The sequence below is a fragment of the Halobacillus sp. GSS1 genome (assembly GCF_017307035.1).
Lineage (GTDB): Bacteria > Bacillota > Bacilli > Bacillales > Halobacillaceae > Halobacillus > Halobacillus litoralis.
This window is the reverse complement of sequence record NZ_JAFLHE010000001.1, coordinates 799,061-818,384: the sequence shown is the minus strand read 5'-3', so window position 1 is coordinate 818,384 and position 19,324 is coordinate 799,061. Positions and strand designations below refer to the sequence as shown.

Annotated in this window: 26 protein-coding genes; 19 read left to right on the top strand and 7 right to left on the bottom strand. The window is 45.9% G+C overall.

The window, feature by feature from the left end:
• The first annotated feature begins 15 nt into the window (after window positions 1–15).
• The 3 genes from J0K78_RS04295 to J0K78_RS04285 are packed head-to-tail and all read left to right on the top strand — an operon-like array spanning window position 16 to window position 1,641.
• Window positions 16–441 carry a DMT family transporter gene (locus J0K78_RS04295; RefSeq protein WP_206945553.1) on the top strand — a complete coding sequence of 142 codons (426 nt, stop codon included), beginning with the start codon at window positions 16–18 and terminating at the stop codon, window positions 439–441.
• Between the two features lie 16 nt (window positions 442–457).
• Window positions 458–1,153, top strand: coding sequence for a Crp/Fnr family transcriptional regulator (locus tag J0K78_RS04290; protein WP_206945552.1), 696 nt, complete (start codon window positions 458–460; stop codon window positions 1,151–1,153).
• 11 nt (window positions 1,154–1,164) lie between these two features.
• Window positions 1,165–1,641: a DMT family transporter gene (locus tag J0K78_RS04285; RefSeq protein WP_206945551.1), complete on the top strand. Its 477-nt coding sequence runs from the start codon at window positions 1,165–1,167 to the stop codon at window positions 1,639–1,641.
• Window positions 1,642–1,671: 30 nt separating this feature from the next.
• On the opposite strand, the gene J0K78_RS04280 is transcribed toward J0K78_RS04285, so the two are convergent.
• The 4 genes from J0K78_RS04280 to J0K78_RS04265 all read right to left on the bottom strand — a co-directional run bounded on the left by J0K78_RS04280 (window position 1,672) and on the right by J0K78_RS04265 (window position 5,406).
• On the bottom strand, window positions 1,672–2,562 hold the full coding sequence (locus tag J0K78_RS04280) for a manganese catalase family protein (RefSeq protein ID WP_206945550.1): 891 nt from the start codon (window positions 2,560–2,562) through the stop codon (window positions 1,672–1,674).
• A 12-nt stretch (window positions 2,563–2,574) separates the two neighbouring features.
• Entirely contained in the window at window positions 2,575–2,802 is a 228-nt protein-coding gene (locus J0K78_RS04275; protein ID WP_160915783.1) for a YuzF family protein, read from the bottom strand.
• Between the two features lie 145 nt (window positions 2,803–2,947).
• Window positions 2,948–4,789 (bottom strand): terpene cyclase/mutase family protein, encoded by a 1,842-nt coding sequence (locus tag J0K78_RS04270; RefSeq protein WP_206945549.1) that lies wholly within the window; start codon window positions 4,787–4,789, stop codon window positions 2,948–2,950.
• Window positions 4,790–4,905: 116 nt separating this feature from the next.
• Entirely contained in the window at window positions 4,906–5,406 is a 501-nt protein-coding gene (locus J0K78_RS04265) for a peroxiredoxin family protein (RefSeq protein ID WP_206945548.1), read from the bottom strand.
• 322 nt (window positions 5,407–5,728) lie between these two features.
• On the opposite strand from J0K78_RS04265, the gene J0K78_RS04260 reads away from it, so the two are divergent.
• The 4 genes from J0K78_RS04260 to J0K78_RS04245 are packed head-to-tail and all read left to right on the top strand — an operon-like array spanning window position 5,729 to window position 7,138.
• Window positions 5,729–6,154, top strand: a complete 426-nt coding sequence (locus tag J0K78_RS04260; RefSeq protein ID WP_206945547.1) for a DUF4871 domain-containing protein — start codon at window positions 5,729–5,731, stop codon at window positions 6,152–6,154.
• Between the two features lie 14 nt (window positions 6,155–6,168).
• Window positions 6,169–6,348 carry a hypothetical protein gene (locus J0K78_RS04255; protein WP_206945546.1) on the top strand — a complete coding sequence of 60 codons (180 nt, stop codon included), beginning with the start codon at window positions 6,169–6,171 and terminating at the stop codon, window positions 6,346–6,348.
• 24 nt (window positions 6,349–6,372) lie between these two features.
• Window positions 6,373–6,672 (top strand): hypothetical protein, encoded by a 300-nt coding sequence (locus J0K78_RS04250; protein ID WP_206945545.1) that lies wholly within the window; start codon window positions 6,373–6,375, stop codon window positions 6,670–6,672.
• A 13-nt stretch (window positions 6,673–6,685) separates the two neighbouring features.
• Window positions 6,686–7,138, top strand: coding sequence for a GNAT family N-acetyltransferase (locus J0K78_RS04245; RefSeq protein ID WP_206945544.1), 453 nt, complete (start codon window positions 6,686–6,688; stop codon window positions 7,136–7,138).
• A 270-nt stretch (window positions 7,139–7,408) separates the two neighbouring features.
• Here J0K78_RS04245 and J0K78_RS04240 read toward each other — a convergent pair whose 3' ends face one another.
• A complete protein-coding gene (locus J0K78_RS04240) occupies window positions 7,409–7,771 on the bottom strand; it encodes a VOC family protein (protein ID WP_206945543.1) in 363 nt (120 codons plus the stop codon).
• Between the two features lie 57 nt (window positions 7,772–7,828).
• Between J0K78_RS04240 and J0K78_RS04235 the strand changes: the two genes are divergently transcribed.
• The 8 genes from J0K78_RS04235 (at window position 7,829) to J0K78_RS04200 (ending at window position 13,972) form a co-directional block, all read left to right on the top strand.
• Window positions 7,829–8,278 (top strand): GyrI-like domain-containing protein, encoded by a 450-nt coding sequence (locus J0K78_RS04235; RefSeq protein ID WP_206945542.1) that lies wholly within the window; start codon window positions 7,829–7,831, stop codon window positions 8,276–8,278.
• Window positions 8,279–8,326: 48 nt separating this feature from the next.
• Window positions 8,327–8,671 carry a MerR family transcriptional regulator gene (locus J0K78_RS04230; protein WP_206945541.1) on the top strand — a complete coding sequence of 115 codons (345 nt, stop codon included), beginning with the start codon at window positions 8,327–8,329 and terminating at the stop codon, window positions 8,669–8,671.
• Window positions 8,668–9,126 (top strand): SRPBCC family protein, encoded by a 459-nt coding sequence (locus J0K78_RS04225; RefSeq protein ID WP_206945540.1) that lies wholly within the window; start codon window positions 8,668–8,670, stop codon window positions 9,124–9,126. The genes J0K78_RS04230 and J0K78_RS04225 overlap by 4 nt, the downstream gene beginning before the upstream one ends.
• A 120-nt stretch (window positions 9,127–9,246) precedes the next feature.
• Window positions 9,247–10,110 (top strand): cupin domain-containing protein, encoded by an 864-nt coding sequence (locus J0K78_RS04220; protein ID WP_206945539.1) that lies wholly within the window; start codon window positions 9,247–9,249, stop codon window positions 10,108–10,110.
• A 228-nt stretch (window positions 10,111–10,338) separates the two neighbouring features.
• Window positions 10,339–10,716, top strand: a complete 378-nt coding sequence (locus J0K78_RS04215; protein ID WP_206945538.1) for a hypothetical protein — start codon at window positions 10,339–10,341, stop codon at window positions 10,714–10,716.
• A 209-nt stretch (window positions 10,717–10,925) separates the two neighbouring features.
• Window positions 10,926–11,975, top strand: coding sequence for a HEAT repeat domain-containing protein (locus J0K78_RS04210; protein WP_206945537.1), 1,050 nt, complete (start codon window positions 10,926–10,928; stop codon window positions 11,973–11,975).
• Complete coding sequence (locus J0K78_RS04205; protein WP_206945536.1) at window positions 11,972–13,393, top strand: glycosyltransferase family 2 protein; 1,422 nt, start codon at window positions 11,972–11,974, stop codon at window positions 13,391–13,393. Before J0K78_RS04210 ends, J0K78_RS04205 begins: the two co-directional genes overlap by 4 nt.
• A gap of 108 nt (window positions 13,394–13,501) precedes the next feature.
• Window positions 13,502–13,972, top strand: coding sequence for a GyrI-like domain-containing protein (locus tag J0K78_RS04200; RefSeq protein ID WP_370551025.1), 471 nt, complete (start codon window positions 13,502–13,504; stop codon window positions 13,970–13,972).
• A 31-nt stretch (window positions 13,973–14,003) separates the two neighbouring features.
• On the opposite strand, the gene guaC is transcribed toward J0K78_RS04200, so the two are convergent.
• The gene (gene guaC / locus J0K78_RS04195; protein ID WP_206945534.1) at window positions 14,004–14,987 is read right to left on the bottom strand and encodes a GMP reductase; all 984 of its coding nucleotides are present in this window, start codon (window positions 14,985–14,987) and stop codon (window positions 14,004–14,006) included.
• 129 nt (window positions 14,988–15,116) lie between these two features.
• Between guaC and J0K78_RS04190 the strand changes: the two genes are divergently transcribed.
• A complete protein-coding gene (locus J0K78_RS04190; RefSeq protein WP_206945533.1) occupies window positions 15,117–15,659 on the top strand; it encodes a GNAT family N-acetyltransferase in 543 nt (180 codons plus the stop codon).
• A gap of 39 nt (window positions 15,660–15,698) precedes the next feature.
• On the top strand, window positions 15,699–17,132 hold the full coding sequence (locus J0K78_RS04185; protein ID WP_206945532.1) for an MDR family MFS transporter: 1,434 nt from the start codon (window positions 15,699–15,701) through the stop codon (window positions 17,130–17,132).
• Window positions 17,133–17,177: 45 nt separating this feature from the next.
• Here the strand turns inward: J0K78_RS04185 and J0K78_RS04180 are convergent, their stop codons facing one another.
• Window positions 17,178–17,816, bottom strand: coding sequence for a FusB/FusC family EF-G-binding protein (locus J0K78_RS04180; protein ID WP_206945531.1), 639 nt, complete (start codon window positions 17,814–17,816; stop codon window positions 17,178–17,180).
• 205 nt (window positions 17,817–18,021) lie between these two features.
• Here J0K78_RS04180 and J0K78_RS04175 point away from each other — a divergent pair, with 205 nt between their 5' ends.
• Both J0K78_RS04175 and J0K78_RS04170 read left to right on the top strand, forming a co-directional pair.
• Entirely contained in the window at window positions 18,022–18,858 is an 837-nt protein-coding gene (locus tag J0K78_RS04175; protein ID WP_206945530.1) for an alpha/beta fold hydrolase, read from the top strand.
• A 63-nt stretch (window positions 18,859–18,921) separates the two neighbouring features.
• Window positions 18,922–19,206 (top strand): hypothetical protein, encoded by a 285-nt coding sequence (locus tag J0K78_RS04170; protein WP_206945529.1) that lies wholly within the window; start codon window positions 18,922–18,924, stop codon window positions 19,204–19,206.
• The last annotated feature ends 118 nt before the right edge of the window (window positions 19,207–19,324 follow it).

Here is a 19,324-nt window from a genome sequence, read left to right as displayed (position 1 = left end):
ACAGGAGGATGAACGATGAAAGGTGCTTTATTTTCACTACTCGGAGGCTTGTGCATCACGATGCAGGGCATCTTCAACGCGAGGATGAGTGACTCCATAGGCGGCTGGCATACCACTTCGATGGTCCATCTGGTCGCTTTCACGATATCCATTCTCGTTTATTTTTATGTCAGGGACGGAAAAGCGAAAAGCTTTAAACGAGTGCCCTTCCTTTATCTGATCGGAGGGACGTTCGGGGTTGTCGTCGTTTTTGCAGAATTGACGGCTATCAAAATGATCGGCCCGGCAAGTGCCATCGCCATTTTACTCGTGGCACAAATCGGTACAGCTTTTGTCATCGAATCGAAAGGCTGGTTCGGTGAGAACAAAATTCCTGTGACCAAAAGGCAGGGAATCGGAATCGCTATGATGCTCGTGGGTGTCATCCTTTTCCAACTGTAAAAGGAGCTCGTTTTTTATGAAAGAAAACAAAAAAATCAATCCGCATTCTTATATCGAGAGGTACGAGCTGGAACGGATTTTCCCTGAAGAATTTGTTCCGAAAATGAGCGTTTACACTTTCGCCAAAGGGGACGTTCTTTTCGCACCTGGGGAAACGTTGCATGACATGTACCTGCTCGTGGAGGGGAAGATCAAAATTTTCACCCTTACACCGGAAGGGAAGTCTTTGATCAACCGTTTCAAACGGCCGCTCGGCGTGATTGGGGATGTGGAATATGTTAAAGGGAACTCTGTGATCAACTCTGTCGAGGCGGTTTCTGATGGGGTGATGCTTGCTGCGTCCTTTGAGGATTTGAAGGATCTCGAAAGGAACCATCCGCCATTCATTCGTTTTTTACTGGAGACGGTGGCACACAAGTTTTATTCCGAATCCCAGGCGTCGAGCCTGCATATGCTCTATCCTGTCGAAGTGCGGCTGGCCAGTTATTTCCTATCCATCTCTTCAGATGGGGAAGGGACACTTTTTCATCAGGAGATGCGGACGGCGAATCTTACAGAGCTCGCCGAATGGGTGGGGACGAGTTACCGCCATTTGAACCGGGTGCTGAAGAAAATGGGTTCTGATGGGATTATTGAACGAGCGAATGGTTCGATTAAGATTAAAGATTTGGAAAAACTCCGGGAGCTTGCGAACGGAAACATTTATGAGTAAGGAGGGATCCCATGCTTGGTGTCATATTTTCAGTCGTAGCCGGCATTTTGATCAGTATGCAGAACGTGTTCAATGCACGTGTCAGTGAGAAAACAGGAGCCTGGGCGACGACAACACTCGTGCTCGGTTTAGGGCTTGTCTGTTCTCTACCCGTCTTCTATGCCATGGAAGAGAGGAGCTTGTTTGATTTCGGTGATGTGAACAAAATCTTTCTTTTCAGTGGCGTTTTCGGAGTAGGAATCGTGTTCTGCCTCATGCGCGGCGTAACACTGATCGGTCCGGCCTATGCGATTTCCATCGCCCTCATATCACAAATCGTCATCGCTTTTGTCATCAATACGGGAGGCTGGTTCGGCTTTGATGCATCGCCTCTATCTGTGACAAAGCTTGCAGGCATCGCTTTGTTGATCGGCGGGGTGCTCGTATATAAATTGGAAAAACCGCCGGTGGAAGAAGAACAAGAGGAAATAGAACAATTGAGAGCGTGACCTCCTATAGAGGATCACGCTCTTTTTTTCTTACATATTCTCCATCAGTTTCTTGGCAATCCGTTCATAATCATCCCGGTCGATGCCAGGGGCGAATTCTTCAGGCAGGTCATCGAGGTCAGGAATCGGTGCTCCTTTTGGCGTACCTTGGATGACCTTAAGGGGCTGTTCGTTTTCCGGGTTCGTCCCTTTCCATATCTTCCTGATCTCCCCGTAATCATAATCGCTCCATGTGTAGAGAATATTATCCAATCCCTGATCAAGGTAGGGGCGGGCATAATCGAACTTGGAGTTGTCGAGGTCAGGCACAGGGAGCATTTTTTTCACATCGACCCCTGTTGCGATCTCTAATGCTTTCGCATAAGCAAGGGCATGCGTACCCCCGCGGACAAGTAAGTAGCCGATCATTTCACGGGCAGTCGGGTGATCGGTCATTTCATAGACACGCATCTTATGGGTGCGTGCACCGAGTTCGAGGAAGAAGTTGTGCAAAAGGTCCAGCACCAGGTTGCCACTGGAAAATACGTTGTCCCCCGTCCAGGCTCGTCCCATCGAATCGCCTGGGAGGGCCGTTTGTGCTGTAGCGATGAATTGATAGGTATTTCTTTTGTTCAACCCATTTTGCAGGGGAGCGATATCGGGATCCCCGGTAAAAGTCACTCCGCGAGTAAGAAGGTTAATCGAATTGTTCACGAGTTCCACATGTCCGAATTCTTCAGCTGTGATACTTGCAACGAGATCATAGAATGGACGGTGCTTTTTCTTTTGGCGAAAAGCGAAGGACTGGAACATGTAGTTATTCAATGTGGACATTTCGCCGAACTTTCCGCCTAAAAGTTCCTGAACAGCAGCCGCCGCATTCGCGTCGCCGTGTTCAGGAATGGTCAGAGCAATCTGCATCCGGTCGAGTCGCTTAAACATAACATCCTCCTTTTACTTGTAGCGTTGATCAGGAAACACCCAGACAATCTGCTGGGTCCTCACGAAAAATGGAGTTCCGCTCACCTCGACGACGATATGATCCGGCATGACCGTCTTCAACCCGCCGCGTACAGATCCTTGCGTCGTCTGGACAACGACAGGTGAGCCCTGGATGGACAAGAGTGTCTGGTACACGTATGGATCGATGGCGGAATTCATAGACACGTTTTGAGAATTCATTTTTTCTGCTCCCTTCACAGGTAGTCTGATATAAAGATGTATATGTACAAACCTCTCATTTAGGCATCCAATCGCTGGGAAAAGAGGCGAAGGTTTGTGTATTCGCCCCTGTGGCTTTTGGTATATGAGCTAACTTGCGTATTTTCTACGGGCTGAGTGATAAGTATTTCTTTAGCACAAGGAGCGGCCAAATGTAGTTGTAGCTGTGATAGTAGATGTAAAAGTTTCCGGGGAGACCTGCCCCCGTCGGGTATTCATACGTCCAGTCCTTCTCCTCCAGTTTTCGAAGCACACAAGAGATTCCTTTTTCAATGACCGGTGTCCGTCTTTCATGCACATCCATCAAGGCATCCAGAGCCCAGGAGGTTTGTGAAAGGGTGCTCTCTCCTAAAGGAATGTAAATCTTCTCCTGGTCACCTTTACACGATTCTCCCCATCCACCGTCATCGTTCTGAATGTTCTCCAAAAATTGGACACCTCTTCTTATGGAGCGGTCGTCTTTGCTTACTCCCACGGCCCGCATTCCAGTAATAGCGGCCCAGGTCCCATAGATGTAGGTGACTCCCCAGCGGCCATACCATGATCCATCCCCTTCTTGATGGGAGCGCAGCCAGTTCAACGCTTTCTGAATGCGGGGATCGGTCAGAGGAAAACGAGCGTCTCTACCAAGAAAGTCGAGGGTCCGACCCGTCAAGTCCGCTGTGGAAGGGTCGATGCTTGCCGACTCGGACCCGTCTATAGGCACGAACTTCAAGAGAGGATTGGTCTTTCCTTTCTCGAAAGCCGGCCAGCCACCGTCATCATTTTGCATCGCGAGGACCCACTTTAAGCCTCTCGTGTAATGGCTCTGGAGAGAGGGATCTTTACGAAGCGTCCGCAAAGCAGCTGTGGAGTCATCGACATCCGGATGGATGGTATTGCTTTTGGAAAAACCCCATCCCCCTGGTTCGGTATGGTTGACAGCTACCATCCAGTCTCCGAATTTGGTTTGTTGATGTTTCAAAAGAAACTGTTCGGCTTTGTGTAAAGGGACACTTGATGAGGGATGAGCTTGAAGGGCATGACTAATCAGCGCCGTATCCCATATATCAGAAGGTGAATTTTGGATATGCAGGCCACATTCTGTCAGGCAGGCATGCTGCATGAGTCCCTGGATGGCTTTTTTGATGAGGGGGTCATGTTTTTGATACCCGCAACTCAATAGAGCATAGATCATATAAAAAGTGGAAGAGAAATAACTGTAGAGTGTTCCATCTGACTCGATGCGCTGTAGCATGTAGGTAAGCAGTCGTTGCCTTGAAAGCAGATAGAGTCGATGAGGAAGTCCGGTCAACGTTTTAACCGCATTCTGCACACTCGTTAACAAGGACCGGCTTGCCTCTGGAAGCAAGTCTTCCTCCTCTCTGAAAAAGCAGTCACTCATATCGGGAATCTGTTTATTTTTCAGAACAAAAGGTTGATCGGATAAGAGCAGAACGGGTGCCATGTGCACACGTGCGTAACTACTGAAATCATAAAAAGATAAAGGAGAAGATGGCGGAAGCAAAATGATGTGAACCGGCAAGTGGAATAGACTCGGCCATGGGTACTGCCCATGAATAGCCAATGTGATTTTGGTCATGGAATGAGCACGGTTCAAGCCTCCATGCTTCCGGATAAAATCCTTGGCTTTCCTAATCGCGAGGTCACCATTTGAATAGTATCCGGCATAGAGAAGAGCGAAAACCGCTTCGATGGTTGCAGAAAGGTTGCCTTCATCGTCTTCATATAGCTTCCAGTATCCCTCTTCGTTTTGAAGGGAAGAGAGCCGCTCACACAACTGTATGGTGAGCTCCTTTTCTTTCGAGAACGTTTGAAGCAGAAGAATCATATTGGCATCGGTCATCAGGCTGTTTTCAAAACAAAAATGAAAACACCCGTTATCCGTCTGGCGGGCTTGGATTTCAGTCTCCAGTTGTTCGATTGCATCCTTGATCCGTTCGTTCATAATGTTCACCCTCTTTGATTCCATCCTTCTGATTTATATGAACCAGATCACGGATTCAGAAGGAACTGTTTTTCCCATTAAAAAACGAGCTTCCTGAACAGGAAGCTCGTTTGTCATTATTTCAAGTTCTCGCGGATATACTTGATGATCTTTCTGATTTCATCTGGATGCGGACGGCCGAATGGACTTGTCTGTCTTTGCTGATAAAGGACACGTCCCTGCTCATCTGTCAGGAAGTAAGCAGGTTCCCCATGGGTTCCATGGTCTTCATAAGGCGCATGTTCGTCATGATAATGCACATGGTAGTTGGATAGAAACTCTAAATTCTCATCCATCAGAATAGGGAAGGTGAAGTCATGTTCACTTACCATTTTTTCCAGACTATCTTTGCTTTCGTGAGTAATCGCGGCGAATTTGATGTCATGTTCTTCGAAGTAACTCAACGTGTTCTGGAATTCGTCCAGCTCGCTCATGCAGACAGGGCACCATGAACCGCGGAAGTACACGAATAAGTACCAATGATTGTTTTCTTTTAGATCCTCAGAAAAATGGAACTCTTCTCCCTGGACGGAAGACAGTTTGAAGTCCGGTGCATGTTGATATAATTTAAAGCTCATGGAATGACACTCCCTTTTCATTTTTATCCTTCATACATCCCCATACCCTTATCCGGCGGAATGTAATTATTTTTTTCGACATTAAATGATAAGAGAGTGTTCATTTCTGCAAGTCGCTGTCTTTTTAAAGGAATTACACCTTGAGTATTGAAATCATTATAGTAGGTGAGTCCAATAGAGTTGCGGAAACTGTGGCAAAATACTTCTTCTTTATTCTTAAAAATGAATAAAACCATTCTCCATTCATGAAGTTGCATGGGTGAAAAAGGAAATAATACCCATATTTTGATATGATGGGGGAAGCTGGAAAGGAGGATGTTTGATGAAAAAGATTGTTTGGATCATTTTGTTCATCATTTGTGCAGGATGTCAGCAAGCAGGAAATGAAGAGTCATCGGTTACCACAAAAACCGAGGAGTTTGAAGCCGGCTCCTACACGATGCGAGGAATCCCGGGTAAAATCGCTTTCATTGATGCCCCATGGATCGAAGGTGAGGTACAAAAGTACATGTGGCATTTTTGGGGAAGTGAAGATGAATTGGACGGTCCCTTCAAAGTATCAGGCACACATATGGAAACAGGTGAAACCGTCACCGTTCTGGAAACTGCACAAGTCGCGGGGCCGGTAAATGGCGCCGATGCGTCTCTTCCATCGAATATGTCCTTGCCGGAAAGCGGTGATTGGAGACTGGAAACGAGTCTTGATGGTGAAGCGTTCGGGACGATCCTTGTGAATGTGAAGGAATAAAAGGAGGGATCCATGTGGAAACGGTTGGAGTCATGATTATGATCGCAATCGCTGTTGCTCTTGATTACTTTTGGTTCGATCGTGATCGGAAGCGGTGGGGCTGGATGAAAAATTGGACGCGCATGCAAAGAGGTTTATTTCTGGCCAGTTTTTTTGTAGCGGCGATGGTGATCTACATCGGCATGAGTCTGTAAGTTTGATAGAAAGGTATTCATATTATGAGAGTCTTATTAGAGGTACTGCGAATCGCTTTTCTATTTATTTTCGGAGGGACGCTGATTTGGGTTGTTCACGGTTCTTTCTATAACGTCCATCCTTTATCTGAAGAGTACCAATGGCTTGGCGCCATTGGAGTGTACGGGATTCTATTTGTGCTTTACAGAAATCGCTGGCAGTTTTCCGGTTGGTATAAGGGAAAAGGGAGAAAGAAGCTGCCCTTAAGTTTGACTAGAACCCTAGTGGCCGGGTCGATAATTCTGATCGCATCTCCATGGGTAATGGCTATGTTCAATTATTGAGGAGGAAAAAAGCATGAAACATAATAAAGTCATCGAGTTGAAGTCCACGGCGGAAATTAAAGCCGCTTATCCAGTCATGAAGGAATTGAGGTCCCATTTAAGTGAAGAGCAGTATATCGAATTGGTCCAAGAGGCGATGGACGTGGATCGCTATCATCTTTTCGCTTTATATGCAGATGAAGAAATCGTTGCTGTTACGGGGTTCAAAGAGATGACGACTCTGTATTACGGCCGATTTGTCTGGGTTTGTGATTTAGTGACATCTTCCACCCATCGTTCACAAGGTTACGGCGAAGAGCTGCTGACTTTCGTTGAAAACTGGGCAAAGGAACATGGTATGGAGAGTGTTGCCCTTTCTACCGGTGTCAGCAGGCTGAGGGCCCACCGCTTTTATGAAGGGAAAGTGGACTACGAACGGGTCAGTTATGTTTACAAGAAGGCCGTTCCGGATGTTCGGGACATTTGAAGAGTAAGCAAGTGGATCGCAGGTGGCGGCAGAGAGTCATAGAAAATGGAATGGGAATTTTCTTTTAGTGAGACTCGAGTATCAATTATTCATTATTATAGGACGTCGAACACATATGGGGAAAGCAGGTGCCGCTGTTGCTCATAGTCTTATGGCTGATTTTGTTCAGTACACCTGTACTTAAATAGCGCCGTGAAACATGGATCCTTGTTGCTTTTTTCTAAGCTGCTTTCTTTGTACTTCGGTTCGCATGTGAATGGTGGAGTCGTTTTAGCCTGTGCAAACCATCACGATATTTCCGTCCGGGTCCTGGATGTTGAAAAAAGAGAGATCATCTAATCTTTGAATATCACCCTTGATGGTGTATCCGAGCTGTTCGACGAAGCGGTAGGATGCATCGATATCATCCGTATGAAAATTAAAGAGTGGGTGAGGCGATGGTTCTACGTTTTCTGATCCTGCATCGAGGATGACGCCTGTATGTGTCGTCATCGGCAAATTGTAAACAGGGGGGTGAACAGTTTCCTCGCTATAAGATTCTCCGATCAAAGCACTATACCATCGGACCGAACGTTTGATGTCTGAGACAGGAATGAATGTCGTATTGAGTCGGTTGACAATAGGACTTTTCAAAAGCGTTCCCTCCTAGAACATTTATATTTCTACCATAACATGAAAGGGCGTCATTTTATGAAAAAGAATAACAGGGTGGAAGAAAAAGAAGCATTCACTCTCATAGGATACAGGGTGGTCTGTGATGGCGAAGATTATATTATGGAAATCCCGAAAGCAGCAGAAAAACTTCACCACCGTTTCCCGGAAGCAGACGTTCAAATAGGAGCATTTATCCCCGGAGAGTGTAAGGAAGAGAATGACGGGTATTGGATCGGCGTCCCTCAGAGTCCTGAAACGGCCGTTCCGGATGATATGGAGTCATTGCTCATAGAAAAGCAAACGTATGCGATCACTACATATGAAGGTTCAAACGATCGAATCCGAGAAGCTTATGAATCCCTGCACCACTGGATGGAATGGAAGGGGTATCCCCTGGAATTGACGGCCTGGCACGTGGAAGTCTATCATTCATGGCAGGATAAGGAAGAACTTCACATGGAACTATGGGAAACGGTAAGGACTTGACTCTGTGGTGCACCCCACGGTTTACTATAGAAAGTGGGAGGAAGCACGGTGTATAAAATCAGCGAATTTTCACAACTGACCGGACTCAGTAAAGAAACGCTCCGTTACTATGCAGAGGTCGGTCTGCTTGAGCCTGCGTACATTCATCCGGATAACCATTACCGGTATTATGATGATGGCAGTTATTTTTTAGCGCTCATGCTCGGGAAGCTGCGGGCGCTTGGGTTCACTATTCAGGAAATGAAAAAAGTGATGGATGATAAATCCTTTTTACAACTGGAACAACTGCTACTGGAAAAACGCAGCAAGATCCATAAGGAGATTCAAGATCTTCAGAGTAGACTTGCTGACATTGATGCCTTTTTAGAATCTGGCAGGGAGGAAGACGAATGATTCAATGGGAAAACGACAGAGTGATTGCCGCACCCATCGATGAAGTGTGGGAGCTTTTCAGAGACGACAATATCAAGCGGATCATGCCTAAAGTAGAAGAGCATGAACTGATAGAAAAAACGGAAACGGAAGTAGGGGCTAAACACAGACAGACGTACAGGGAAGGGAAGCGTCTGGAAACCTATACGGTCGAGACGCTTGCCTATGAAGAATCCCCTGAGCGCAAGCACAAAAAAATCGCGTTCGTCATCGGGAAAGCGTTTGAAGTGACGGCGTCTTTCCTTTTAGAGAAAGTGGATGAGGAACATACACGATTGACCTACGCTGGACAAAACAGAGGAGTGAACTTCGTCGGAAAAGCGATGATGAAACTGGCGAACAAAAAAGGGAATGAGCGTGTGGTCGAAGAATTTTTGGATCGTGTTGAAAAAGAAGCGACGCACTCGAATGTGTGAAAACCCGTCCATGGACGGGTTTTTTGTTTTGTAAACTCGACCATATGGAAAGGTGTACACGTATGATTTTCTCTCTCACCGCATAGAAATGTTTATAGTTTGGAGAGGGGGATGAGGTGTATGAGTCACACTCCATATGGATATGGATACCCGCATACAGGGACATTTAGAAGTGCTGAGCAAAACACCGAAGACATTTTAGAAGGAATCAGAAGAAAAGATTCTGCTATTCAGATCTTTCGTCAATTGGCCGATGTAGCTCCTGATGAGTCCTATAAAAACGAAATTCGTTACGCGCTGGAGAATGAGAAAAGGCACCTGGATCATTTTAAGAATTTATATACATCCTTCACTGGCGAGCAACCGGAATATGAAAGGGAAGAAGCGGATTTCCGAACCTTTGAAGAAGGGTTGAGAGTCAGCTATGATCATGGAGTGGAGGAATTTGAAAAGTACCAGAAAGCTTATTTGGAAAACCAGGGGAATCAGCTTGGAGATGTATTTTACAGGGCTTGTCATGATAAAGCCGTCACGACAAATAAAATCGTTGCTTTTTCAAGAGGGGAAGGCCGTATGGTCATTCGAGATTATGGAGGGCAGCCCTTCGTCCTCGATATCGAAGAAGCGACAACACAAAACCGTACATTCCGAACCGCTCTTTGGACCGGAGATCATCTGCAGGTAACCTTGATGAGTATTGGTGTCGGGGATGACATTGGATTGGAAGTCCATCCGGATGTGGATCAGTTTTTGCGAGTAGAACAAGGGCAGGGGCTCGTTCAGATGGGGGATAGCAAAGATCAGCTGAACTTCCAGCAGCAAGTGTCTGATGATTTTGCGATTATGGTTCCTGCAGGGAAATGGCATAACCTGACTAACACAGGTCAGCAGCCGTTAAAACTTTATTCGATTTATGCCCCGCCGGAACATCCTTTTGGTACGGTTCACAGAACGAAAGCAGACGCTATGGCTGCCGAGGAATAATAAAGCTCCATTCATGCACGTATAGGAGTAACAGGCCAAATCGAATAGATTTGGTCTTTTTCATGGTTTTTCCAGGTCAAAAAATATCTCTGCCGTAACTATAGGGAATCATTTCTTGATGAACGAAAAGGGTTTTTTGTATTACACGTGGAATAAGGTGGAGAGTTTAACGAAGGTCTGTTCCGAAGACTTGTAAGGGGTCTTCATTAATCGAAGGGGAGTGAGCCAGTGGTCTCAGCATGGATGGGAAGTATTTGTCTTTTCACGGTGTCCATTTTGTACGTGCTACTTGCTTTAGGTCTGTCTTATGGAGAGTTTGCCATGGGTGGAAAATATAAAAGGTTACCAAAACAGATGCGCATCGCCACCGCCCTATCCATATTGGTACAATGGACAGCCCTCTTGTTCCTCTTACAGATGGGGAATATCATTTACGTTGACTTTCTAGCCCCTATGGCAAAAGGAGTGTGCTACTCCTTCGCAGTTTATTTATTCTTCAATACGATCATGAATGCTTTTTCCATAAGTAAGAAGGAAAAGATGATCATGACACCCTTATCGTTTATCACAGCCATTTGTTTTCTGCTCACGGCTTTGAATGGTTGATAAGGCTGTTTGTTATTCATGGAAAATGAGATGAATGATAGATTCCAAACTTTCCTTTTCAAAGGGAGATTCATAGGTGAATTCCCCAGTATATAGATAGAAAAAAAGCAATGGTCCTGTCATACTAGGGATAGAGGGCGTTCTCATACGGAAGATGATTGCTTGCGTGTTCATTATAATCGCCTATGAACGGTTAGGGAGGGATTGTGTTGGTCTCCATTGTCATATGGACTGTGATTCTACTATTCATCATTCAACTGTGTCTGCTGGGAGGCCTGGTCCTTTCCAAGATCCATAGTTTGAAGGATGAACGATTGGTTTTAACCTACATAGAAACCTACGAAAAGCCATTCTTTCAATATTTGGAAAGGGAAACAGAGGAGTGTCCTGAGCTTCCAAGCGACATCCGCTACCGCGTCTTGCTTGTTGAACGGCTGTTGAATCGCTTTGTGGATCAGGCGAAGGGGCAGACCGATTATACGAGAGTTCGCGAAACAGCGCGGACGTATCTTTCGCATGCCTATCGTCTTTATTTGAAAAAAGGAAGCTGGTCCCAACGAGTGAACACCCTTCATTATATAGAAGATTTCGGCATGGTGGATATGAAAATCGAAGTTTGGGACTATTTTAAATGTCTCACGGTAATGGACGAAGAATACAGGCAGGCGGTGAGGGTGCTTGCTTCCTTTCAGGACGAGCGTATCATTCGATGGCTGCTGGAAAAGGAAACGGTCCCTCAACGTCTTGTTAAGCAAGTCCTGCGTCGTTTTGAAGAGGACCTCTTTCAACAGATGGTGAAGGTGGTGGAGGATGAACCAGGAAGAGTACCTGACCCTGTGCATCTGGCGATCGTTTCATTCTGTGGAGAAAAGGGATCGTTGGATTATCTTCCATTCGTTGAAGGGATGCTTCTATCCCCTTCAAAAGAAATACGTCTCAAAGCTCTCCGGAGTCTCATGGAATTGAAGGCCTGCACCGATCACCATCAGCTGGAGAAGTTCTACGAGTCAGACGTTTGGGAGGAGCGGATGTATGCAGCTAAAATAGCGGGGAGTCTGAAATTGGCATCTGCCCAGGATGCCTTGCTTAAACTGGCGGGAGACTCTCACTGGTGGGTAAGGTATTCGGCGTGCGAAGCGATGAAAAACCTTCCCGATGGAACCCGGCTGCTGGATTATACACATAAACATCATGAGGATAAATTCGCCCGTTCCATGGCAAGGCAGCATTTGACAGTGAAAGTAGGGGATACGATATGAATGTTGATCTGTTCTATACCACATTGGAAATGATGGGGTACCTCGTCATTATTTATATGATCGTCGTAGCCGTCGTCTACCTCGCTTTATTTTTGATCGCAAGTCCTAATATCAGGAAAGAGCGGGGGCTTCATAGAGAGGAACTCATTGAGGATACCGCCATCAATACAGATACATTTCCGGTCTCCGTCCTGGTGCCTGCTTATAATGAAGAGGTCGGTGTCGTCAGTACGGCCCGGTCGATGTTGGCCCTGAATTACCCTCAGTCCGAGGTGATCGTCATTGATGATGGTTCGAAGGATGAAACGGCCGAGCGTATGATTGATACGTTTGCCATGGAACGAATGGAACTCGCCGTCCGTCGTCATTTCAAAACCGAGGAAATCCTGGAAGGCTATCAATCGACGACCCATCCGAATCTCTACCTGTTGAGAAAAGAGAATGGGGGAAAAGCGGATGCCCTCAATGCAGGGGTCAATTTTTCCAAATATCCTTATTTCGCAGCGATCGATGGGGATTCGATTCTCGACCGTGATGCGCTGTTGAAGACGATGAAACCGATCATCGATTCGAACGGTGCCGTTGCAGCGACCGGCGGAACAGTGAGAATCGCTAATGGTTCCAAAATCATCAAAGGGGTGGTCGAACGGATCGGTTTACCGAAACAGCCGATGCTCCTGATGCAGATCGTGGAATATTTCCGCGCCTTTCTAATTGGCAGACTGGGACTTTCCAAACTGAACATCCTGTTGATTATCTCGGGGGCTTTTGGTGTTTTTGAAAAAAATCGAGTCATTAAAGCAGGAGGGTATGATTCCAATACCGTCGGGGAGGATATGGAACTCATTGTCCGCATCCATCGGTCGTTGAAAGATGAAAAGTCACGGCAGAGGATTGAGTATATCCAGGATCCCGTCTGCTGGACAGAAGCACCCTCTACATTTTCTTCCTTGAGAGCGCAGAGGAAGAGATGGCAGAAAGGGCTTGCGGAAACCCTTTGGAAACATAGAGAAATGATTTTCAATCCAAAATACAAGGGGATCGGCATGTTTTCGCTCCCTTATTATCTTTTCGTCGAACTATTGAGTGCGATTTTTGAAATGATCGGATACTTCATCATCATTTCCGGGATTTTCTTTTCATTTGTATCGATCGAAATAACCATCGTCGTCAGTTTGTTGACCGTCTTCTATGGTTCTATGATCTCCTCGCTCGCCGTTTTACTGGAGGAGTGGACCTATCATAAAAACCCTGATCCGAAAAGTGTCCTATTGTTATATGGGTGGGCTCTCTCCGAAAGCTTTTGGTATCGGCCACTCCTGGTATGGTGGAGGTGCGAAGGTTTATTCCTGTTTCTATCAAAAAGAAAGAGTTCCTGGGGGAATATGAACCGGAAGGGTTTATCACAGGACTATTAGGTAGCCTCCTTGGCCTTGAATCTTAAAATCCATCGTTCTATGAACAGATTTCTGAAGGAAATGACTTCAGACATGGAGAATCTATGGATAAGTAGAGGAGGTCATGTCGTGGAAGTCACAATTCTTGATTTACCCGCGTTTAAGGTCCGGGGACGTAAATGGGAAGGAAAGTATGAAGAAGTCCCTGTATTAAAAGAAGTGATTAAAAAGGTAGAGAACGAAAAAGAAGAAATAAAGCCTGTAGACCCTGAATTCCAGTGGGGTTTATCGATTCATACAGTTGAAGATGGTTTTGTCCATTTCAGCGGATTCGAGGTGGACCTAGGGCTCAGTCAGGCAGTGTATGAAGAAATGAGCGTACCGCCTTACACATATTTGAACGTCCATCACCCGAAAGGCAGAGACATCGGTGAAACCTACGCTGCCATTTACCAATGGTTTCGGGAAGGGAATGGGGAGCCCTACCTTGAACCTGGTACGAAATATTTTGATGGACTGCCGTTGAAATTCGAAAAGTATCCAATTGACCGGGATTTCGAGGACCCCCATTTTGATATTTACATTCCGATCAAAGCATAGAATAGAAAAAGAGCCCTCACGGGGCTCTTTTTTAATAGACTTTATCTCCATTGAAAATGGAATTTTTGACGATGACATAATCGACGTGGCGGATGCTGTCAAGATCCGTGCCGCCGGCGTAACTGATGGCCGATTGCAGGTCCTGTTCCATTTCCGTCAACGTATCCTGAAGGGCGCCTTTATGTTCCACGAACATTTTCTTGCCTTCAACGTTTTTCTTTTCCCCTTTTTGGAACTCAGAAGCGGAACCAAAGTATTCTTTGTAAAGCTTACCGTCTCGCTCTACTGTATCACCAGGGGACTCTTCGTGGCCTGCGAACAGAGAGCCGATCATGACCATCGTGGCTCCAAAACGGATGGATTTGGCGATGTCCCCGTGTGTACGGATGCCGCCATCAGCGATGACAGGCTTGCTTGCTGCTTTCGCGCACCACCTTAGGGCTGCCAACTGCCAGCCTCCTGTGCCGAAGCCGGTTTTAATCTTCGTGATACAAACTTTCCCTGGACCGATCCCGACTTTGGTGGCATCCGCACCAGCGTTTTCGAGTTCCCGGACGGCTTCCGGCGTTCCGACGTTACCGGCAATCACAAATGTTTCCGGCAGGTGCTGTTTAATGTGCTGAATCATATCAATGACCGCCGTGGAATGTCCGTGGGCGATATCAATCGTGATGTATTCCGGCACCAGTTCTTTCGTAGCCAACATCTGGACAAATTCGTATTCCTCAGGTTTCACACCGACACTGATGGAAGCGATCAATCCTTCGCTGTGCATTTTTTCTACAAAAGACAAACGAGTTTCAGGCTCAAAACGGTGCATCACATAGAAGTAACCTTCCTGTGCTAACTGAGCAGCAATCGTTTCATCAATGATCGTCTGCATGTTCGCGGGTACGACAGGCAGTTTGAATGTATGGTTGCCGAGTTTAACCGATGGGTCACAGGCCGAACGGCTGTTTACGACACATTTCGCGGGAATTAGTTGGATATCTTCGTAATCAAATACATTTTCCATGGATTTCACTCCTAAAACCGAATATTTAAAAGGTTAATTAAAATTATTGTTCGTACATTAGTAATTTACCTTATCTTTGTTCTGTTGTCAAAGGTTCATGGTAAAATGATGAAAAAAGGGGGAGAAAGTATGTTTGTACATAAGATCGATCATGAGCTGTCACTCAAACTTGCAGGTCCGGAAGATGCGGATGCGCTCTTTCATCTGACGGATGGATCCCGTGAGCATTTGCGTGAATGGCTGCCATGGCTGGATTCAACGAAAACTGTGGAAGACACGAAATCATTCATTCAATCAGGAAGGCAAGGCTTTTCAGAAAACAAAAGCATGACAACTATGGTACTCTATAATGGTGCCATTGCGGGTACGGCAGGTTTCAATGAAATCGACCACACGAACAGAATCGTGAAAATCGGTTATTGGCTCGGTCGGGAATTCCAAGGGAAAGGAATCATGACACGTGTGGCCCAGGCGTTGACGGACTATGCACTCTTGGAACTGAACATGAACCGAGTGGAAATCCGTGTAGCGGAAGGCAATGAAAAAAGCGCTGCGATTCCGAAGCGTCTTGGATTCAAGAAGGAAGGCACCATCAGGGGTGCGGAATGGCTGTACGACCATTATGTCGATCACACCATCTATGGAATCCTGGCGGAAGAATGGAAGAAGTAAATGGTTGGATTATAAATAAAGAGAAGTAGAGGGATAAAGATGGAAACGCAATACAATAGAAAAATCATACTCGTGACATTCATGATTGGGGCATTTTTTGCCGTTCTGAATGAGACGCTGCTCAATATTGCACTTACGGAGCTGATGGAGGTGTTCGGCCTCGATGCGCCTACGGTCCAATGGATGGCCACCGGGTTCATGCTCGTCATGGGTGTGTTGATGCCGGTCTCTGCGTTGCTGATCCAATGGTTCACAACAAGACAGATGTTCATCGGTGTCATGACTGTGTTCTTAGCAGGAACAATCATTGCAGCGTCGGCCTTTAATTTTCCGATGCTATTGACAGGACGAATGATTCAGGCGGTCGGGACGGGGCTATTGATCCCTGTCATTATGAATGCCTTATTACTGCTTTATGAACCGGAAGTCCGTGGCCGGATCATGGGGACATTCGGTCTTGTCATTATGTTTGCCCCAGCCATCGGGCCTACGCTCTCAGGCGTTATTGTAGACTTTCTGGGATGGAGATGGTTGTTTATCACCGTCATTCCGTTTGCCTTATTTTCAATATTATTTGCTGTGAAGTATTTGGAGAATGTTGGGGAAGTGACGCGTCCGAAGGCGGATCTATTCTCGATTGTCCTGTCATCCATCGGGATCGGGGGCATCGTCTATGGGTTCAGCAGCGCAGGGGAAAGTGGAGAAGGATTCTCTTCTCTCAACATCCTCATCATTTTAGGCGTCGCTTTTCTCAGTTTGACTCTTTTTGTCCTCCGGCAATTGAAATTGGAAGAACCTTTGTTGGATGTTCGTGTCTTTACGTATAAAAGTTATGCAAGAGGGATTACGATCTTCGTGATCGTCATCATGGCGATGTTCGCTTCAGAAATCGTCATGCCGATGTATCTGCAGGGACCTTTAGGTTTTTCAGCGAAGACAGCTGGGTTGCTGCTGCTTCCCGGTGCATTATTGAACGGTTTGATGTCTCCGGTGATGGGGACGCTCTTTGATAAATTCGGTCCAAGGAAATTAATCATCCCGGGTACACTAGTGCTGGTAGGAGTCATGATCTTCTTCAGCAACATCGGGCCGTCCATTCCTGTATGGTCCTTTATTCTGGCGTATGTGTTATTGATGCTGGCCGTTTCAGCGGTTCTCATGCCTTCTCAGACGAATGCGTTGAATGAACTGCCGAAGCATTTATACCCGCACGGAACGGCGATCGCAAATACTTTGCAGCCGATTGGTGGAGCCCTTGGTGTTTCCATTTTCGTAAGCATCATGACTCAGGGAGAGAGAAGCTATTTGAATGATGTATCAGGAGAAGTAACAGGCGAAGTCATGGGACAGGCGATGACAGCAGGGGTCCATCAGGCGTATTGGTTCGCTTTAGGCCTTGCCGTCCTCACCTTTGTTGTGGCTTTGTTCATCAGAAAAGCGGTCGCACCGGATTATTCAGCAGAACAGCTATAAAAAAAGAAGCAGGACCGTTCCAAGAAGGAATGATCCTGCTTCTTTTTATGCCTGCATCCGTTTGATGAAGGATTCAAGTGGTTGACGGGACTGGATGTTCTGATTGCATTTCTGGCTGTTATGGCAGATATAGTTCCCGCGGCTGATCGTTTCCTCCTTATTTTCCCCTTTGAAGGTAGCTGTGAACATGCCCACTTTTTCATGCTCATGGCAAAGCGAACAAATGCTTTTCTGTCTTAATGGTTTGTAATGACCGTACAACCCTGTAAGTGCACCGTCCACTGTAGTAATGATGTATTTTCTGTTTGCTGATACATCGTTCCATCCAATATAAGAAAGCTCGGTCCATTCTTCATTCGGAATTGCCGGCACCCTCAGCTTTTTCACTTTCGGGAACAATTTTTGAATATCAGCTTCTGACAGTTTTTGAAAAGGGACCACGTACTGCTTCAGGCGGGAAAAGTAAAGGATCGCATCGGTTTCGTCTTTGACGTCACTGGCTTGTGCAATCATTTGTTCCTGTTCTGATGAAAGCTCTGTAAACAAATCCAGCACCTTTTCCTGCGTGATCGATTGTAAGGCCTGAGTGACTGAGGCATCGTTCGTTGTCATATGACTGTTCAACAGGTTATGAGCCTGATTTTTTATAAAATGATACTGATCGGAGCGGATAAATCGTTCCATAAAGAAACCCCCGTTCATTGATTTTCTTCTTATTATTTCAGAGCGCGTCTTTTCAATCAAACGTTAAGCCTCCCAGGTTCATAAGGGAGCAGTAAACCTGACACCTGGATTCTTTGATTAGATATCAGTACCAAAAACTGAAATGATGAAACATTTACACGTGGGGAATCGTAAAGTACCTGTAAGACATGGGAGGGGGAGGAAGATGACTTGGAAACGAACGATGGTAGAAACCAGCCGCGGTACTTTCGAAGTTTTGGAAAAAGGACGAGGGCGCCCGCTTGCGGTCACCCATTTGTATTCAGAGTTCAACGAAACGGGGGACTATTTTGCAGAAGCTTTTGTAGAGAGCCATCGCGTTTATTTAATAAACTTGAAAGAGTGTGGAAGGTCTGACAAGGCTTCGGCCCCTCACGAACTGACAATGCTTGAAAGTGTCCTCGATCTTGAAGCCATCCGGAGTAAGTTAGGATATGAATCGTGGGACTTTGCTGGTCATTCTACGGGAGGCATGCTTGCTTGCGTTTACGGGATCTATTTTTCAGAAAGCCTGAGCACGCTCGTCATTGCTAATGCAGCAGCCCGGGAGTATATGACGTTTTCAAAAGATTGTATTTATAATGAATCCCACCCGGAATTCAATAAAATGCAGACACTCATTGAAGAGTTGAAAAATAAGGGCCTTTCTTCTGAAGCAAGAAAAGAATTAACCGTTGAACGAACAAAACTTTCCTTATGGAATCCTCAAAATTATGAACGCTATTTTAATCAAGAGATTGAAAAGAAGATGTCAGCCGTCCGAATGAACTTCTTTGCCCGGGAGCTTCACACGTTTGATGTGACAAGGAAGCTGAAACTCATAGCTGCCAAGGTGATGGTTGTATCGGGTGCGCATGATGTCCAGTGTCCGCCTTCTTATTCGGAGGAAATCGCCGAAGCTATTCCAGGTGCTGTCCATCATAGGTTTCTTGAGAGTAATCACTATCCTCATCTCGAAGAGGGAGAGAAGTTCAGGCAAATGATCACCGACTACTTTGACTAGCACAAACGGAGAATGGTAAAGTTACTCATGATGACAGCGTTTTAACAAGGAAGGAGATTACGGATGCAGCAGGATAAACAACAAAGAAGAAGTGACTTTGCGAAGTTCAAAGAGCTATGGTTTCTATTGTTCATGCTTTTGTTTACACTCTTTCATAACACAATGGTCATCCTTATCGGTGAGGGGTGGAGCTTCATCGGCTACAGCCTCTTGTTCCTAGTGATGTATGGCTTGTTCCGCTGGCTGCGGAAAGTCGTCGTGTTCATGAGAAAACCATTGTCCTGGGGGTCGCTGATCGGCTTTTACATTGCTGGTGTCTTCGTGCTTGGCGCGTTATTGATCCCATAAAGGAAAAGGGAGAGGGGATCATGGGGATGAAAAATTTTTTCCATTTTGACGGGGCACACATACATAGACGATGATTCGATTTGAATAAATGAAGTGATAGCACAGAGGGTTCAAAGGA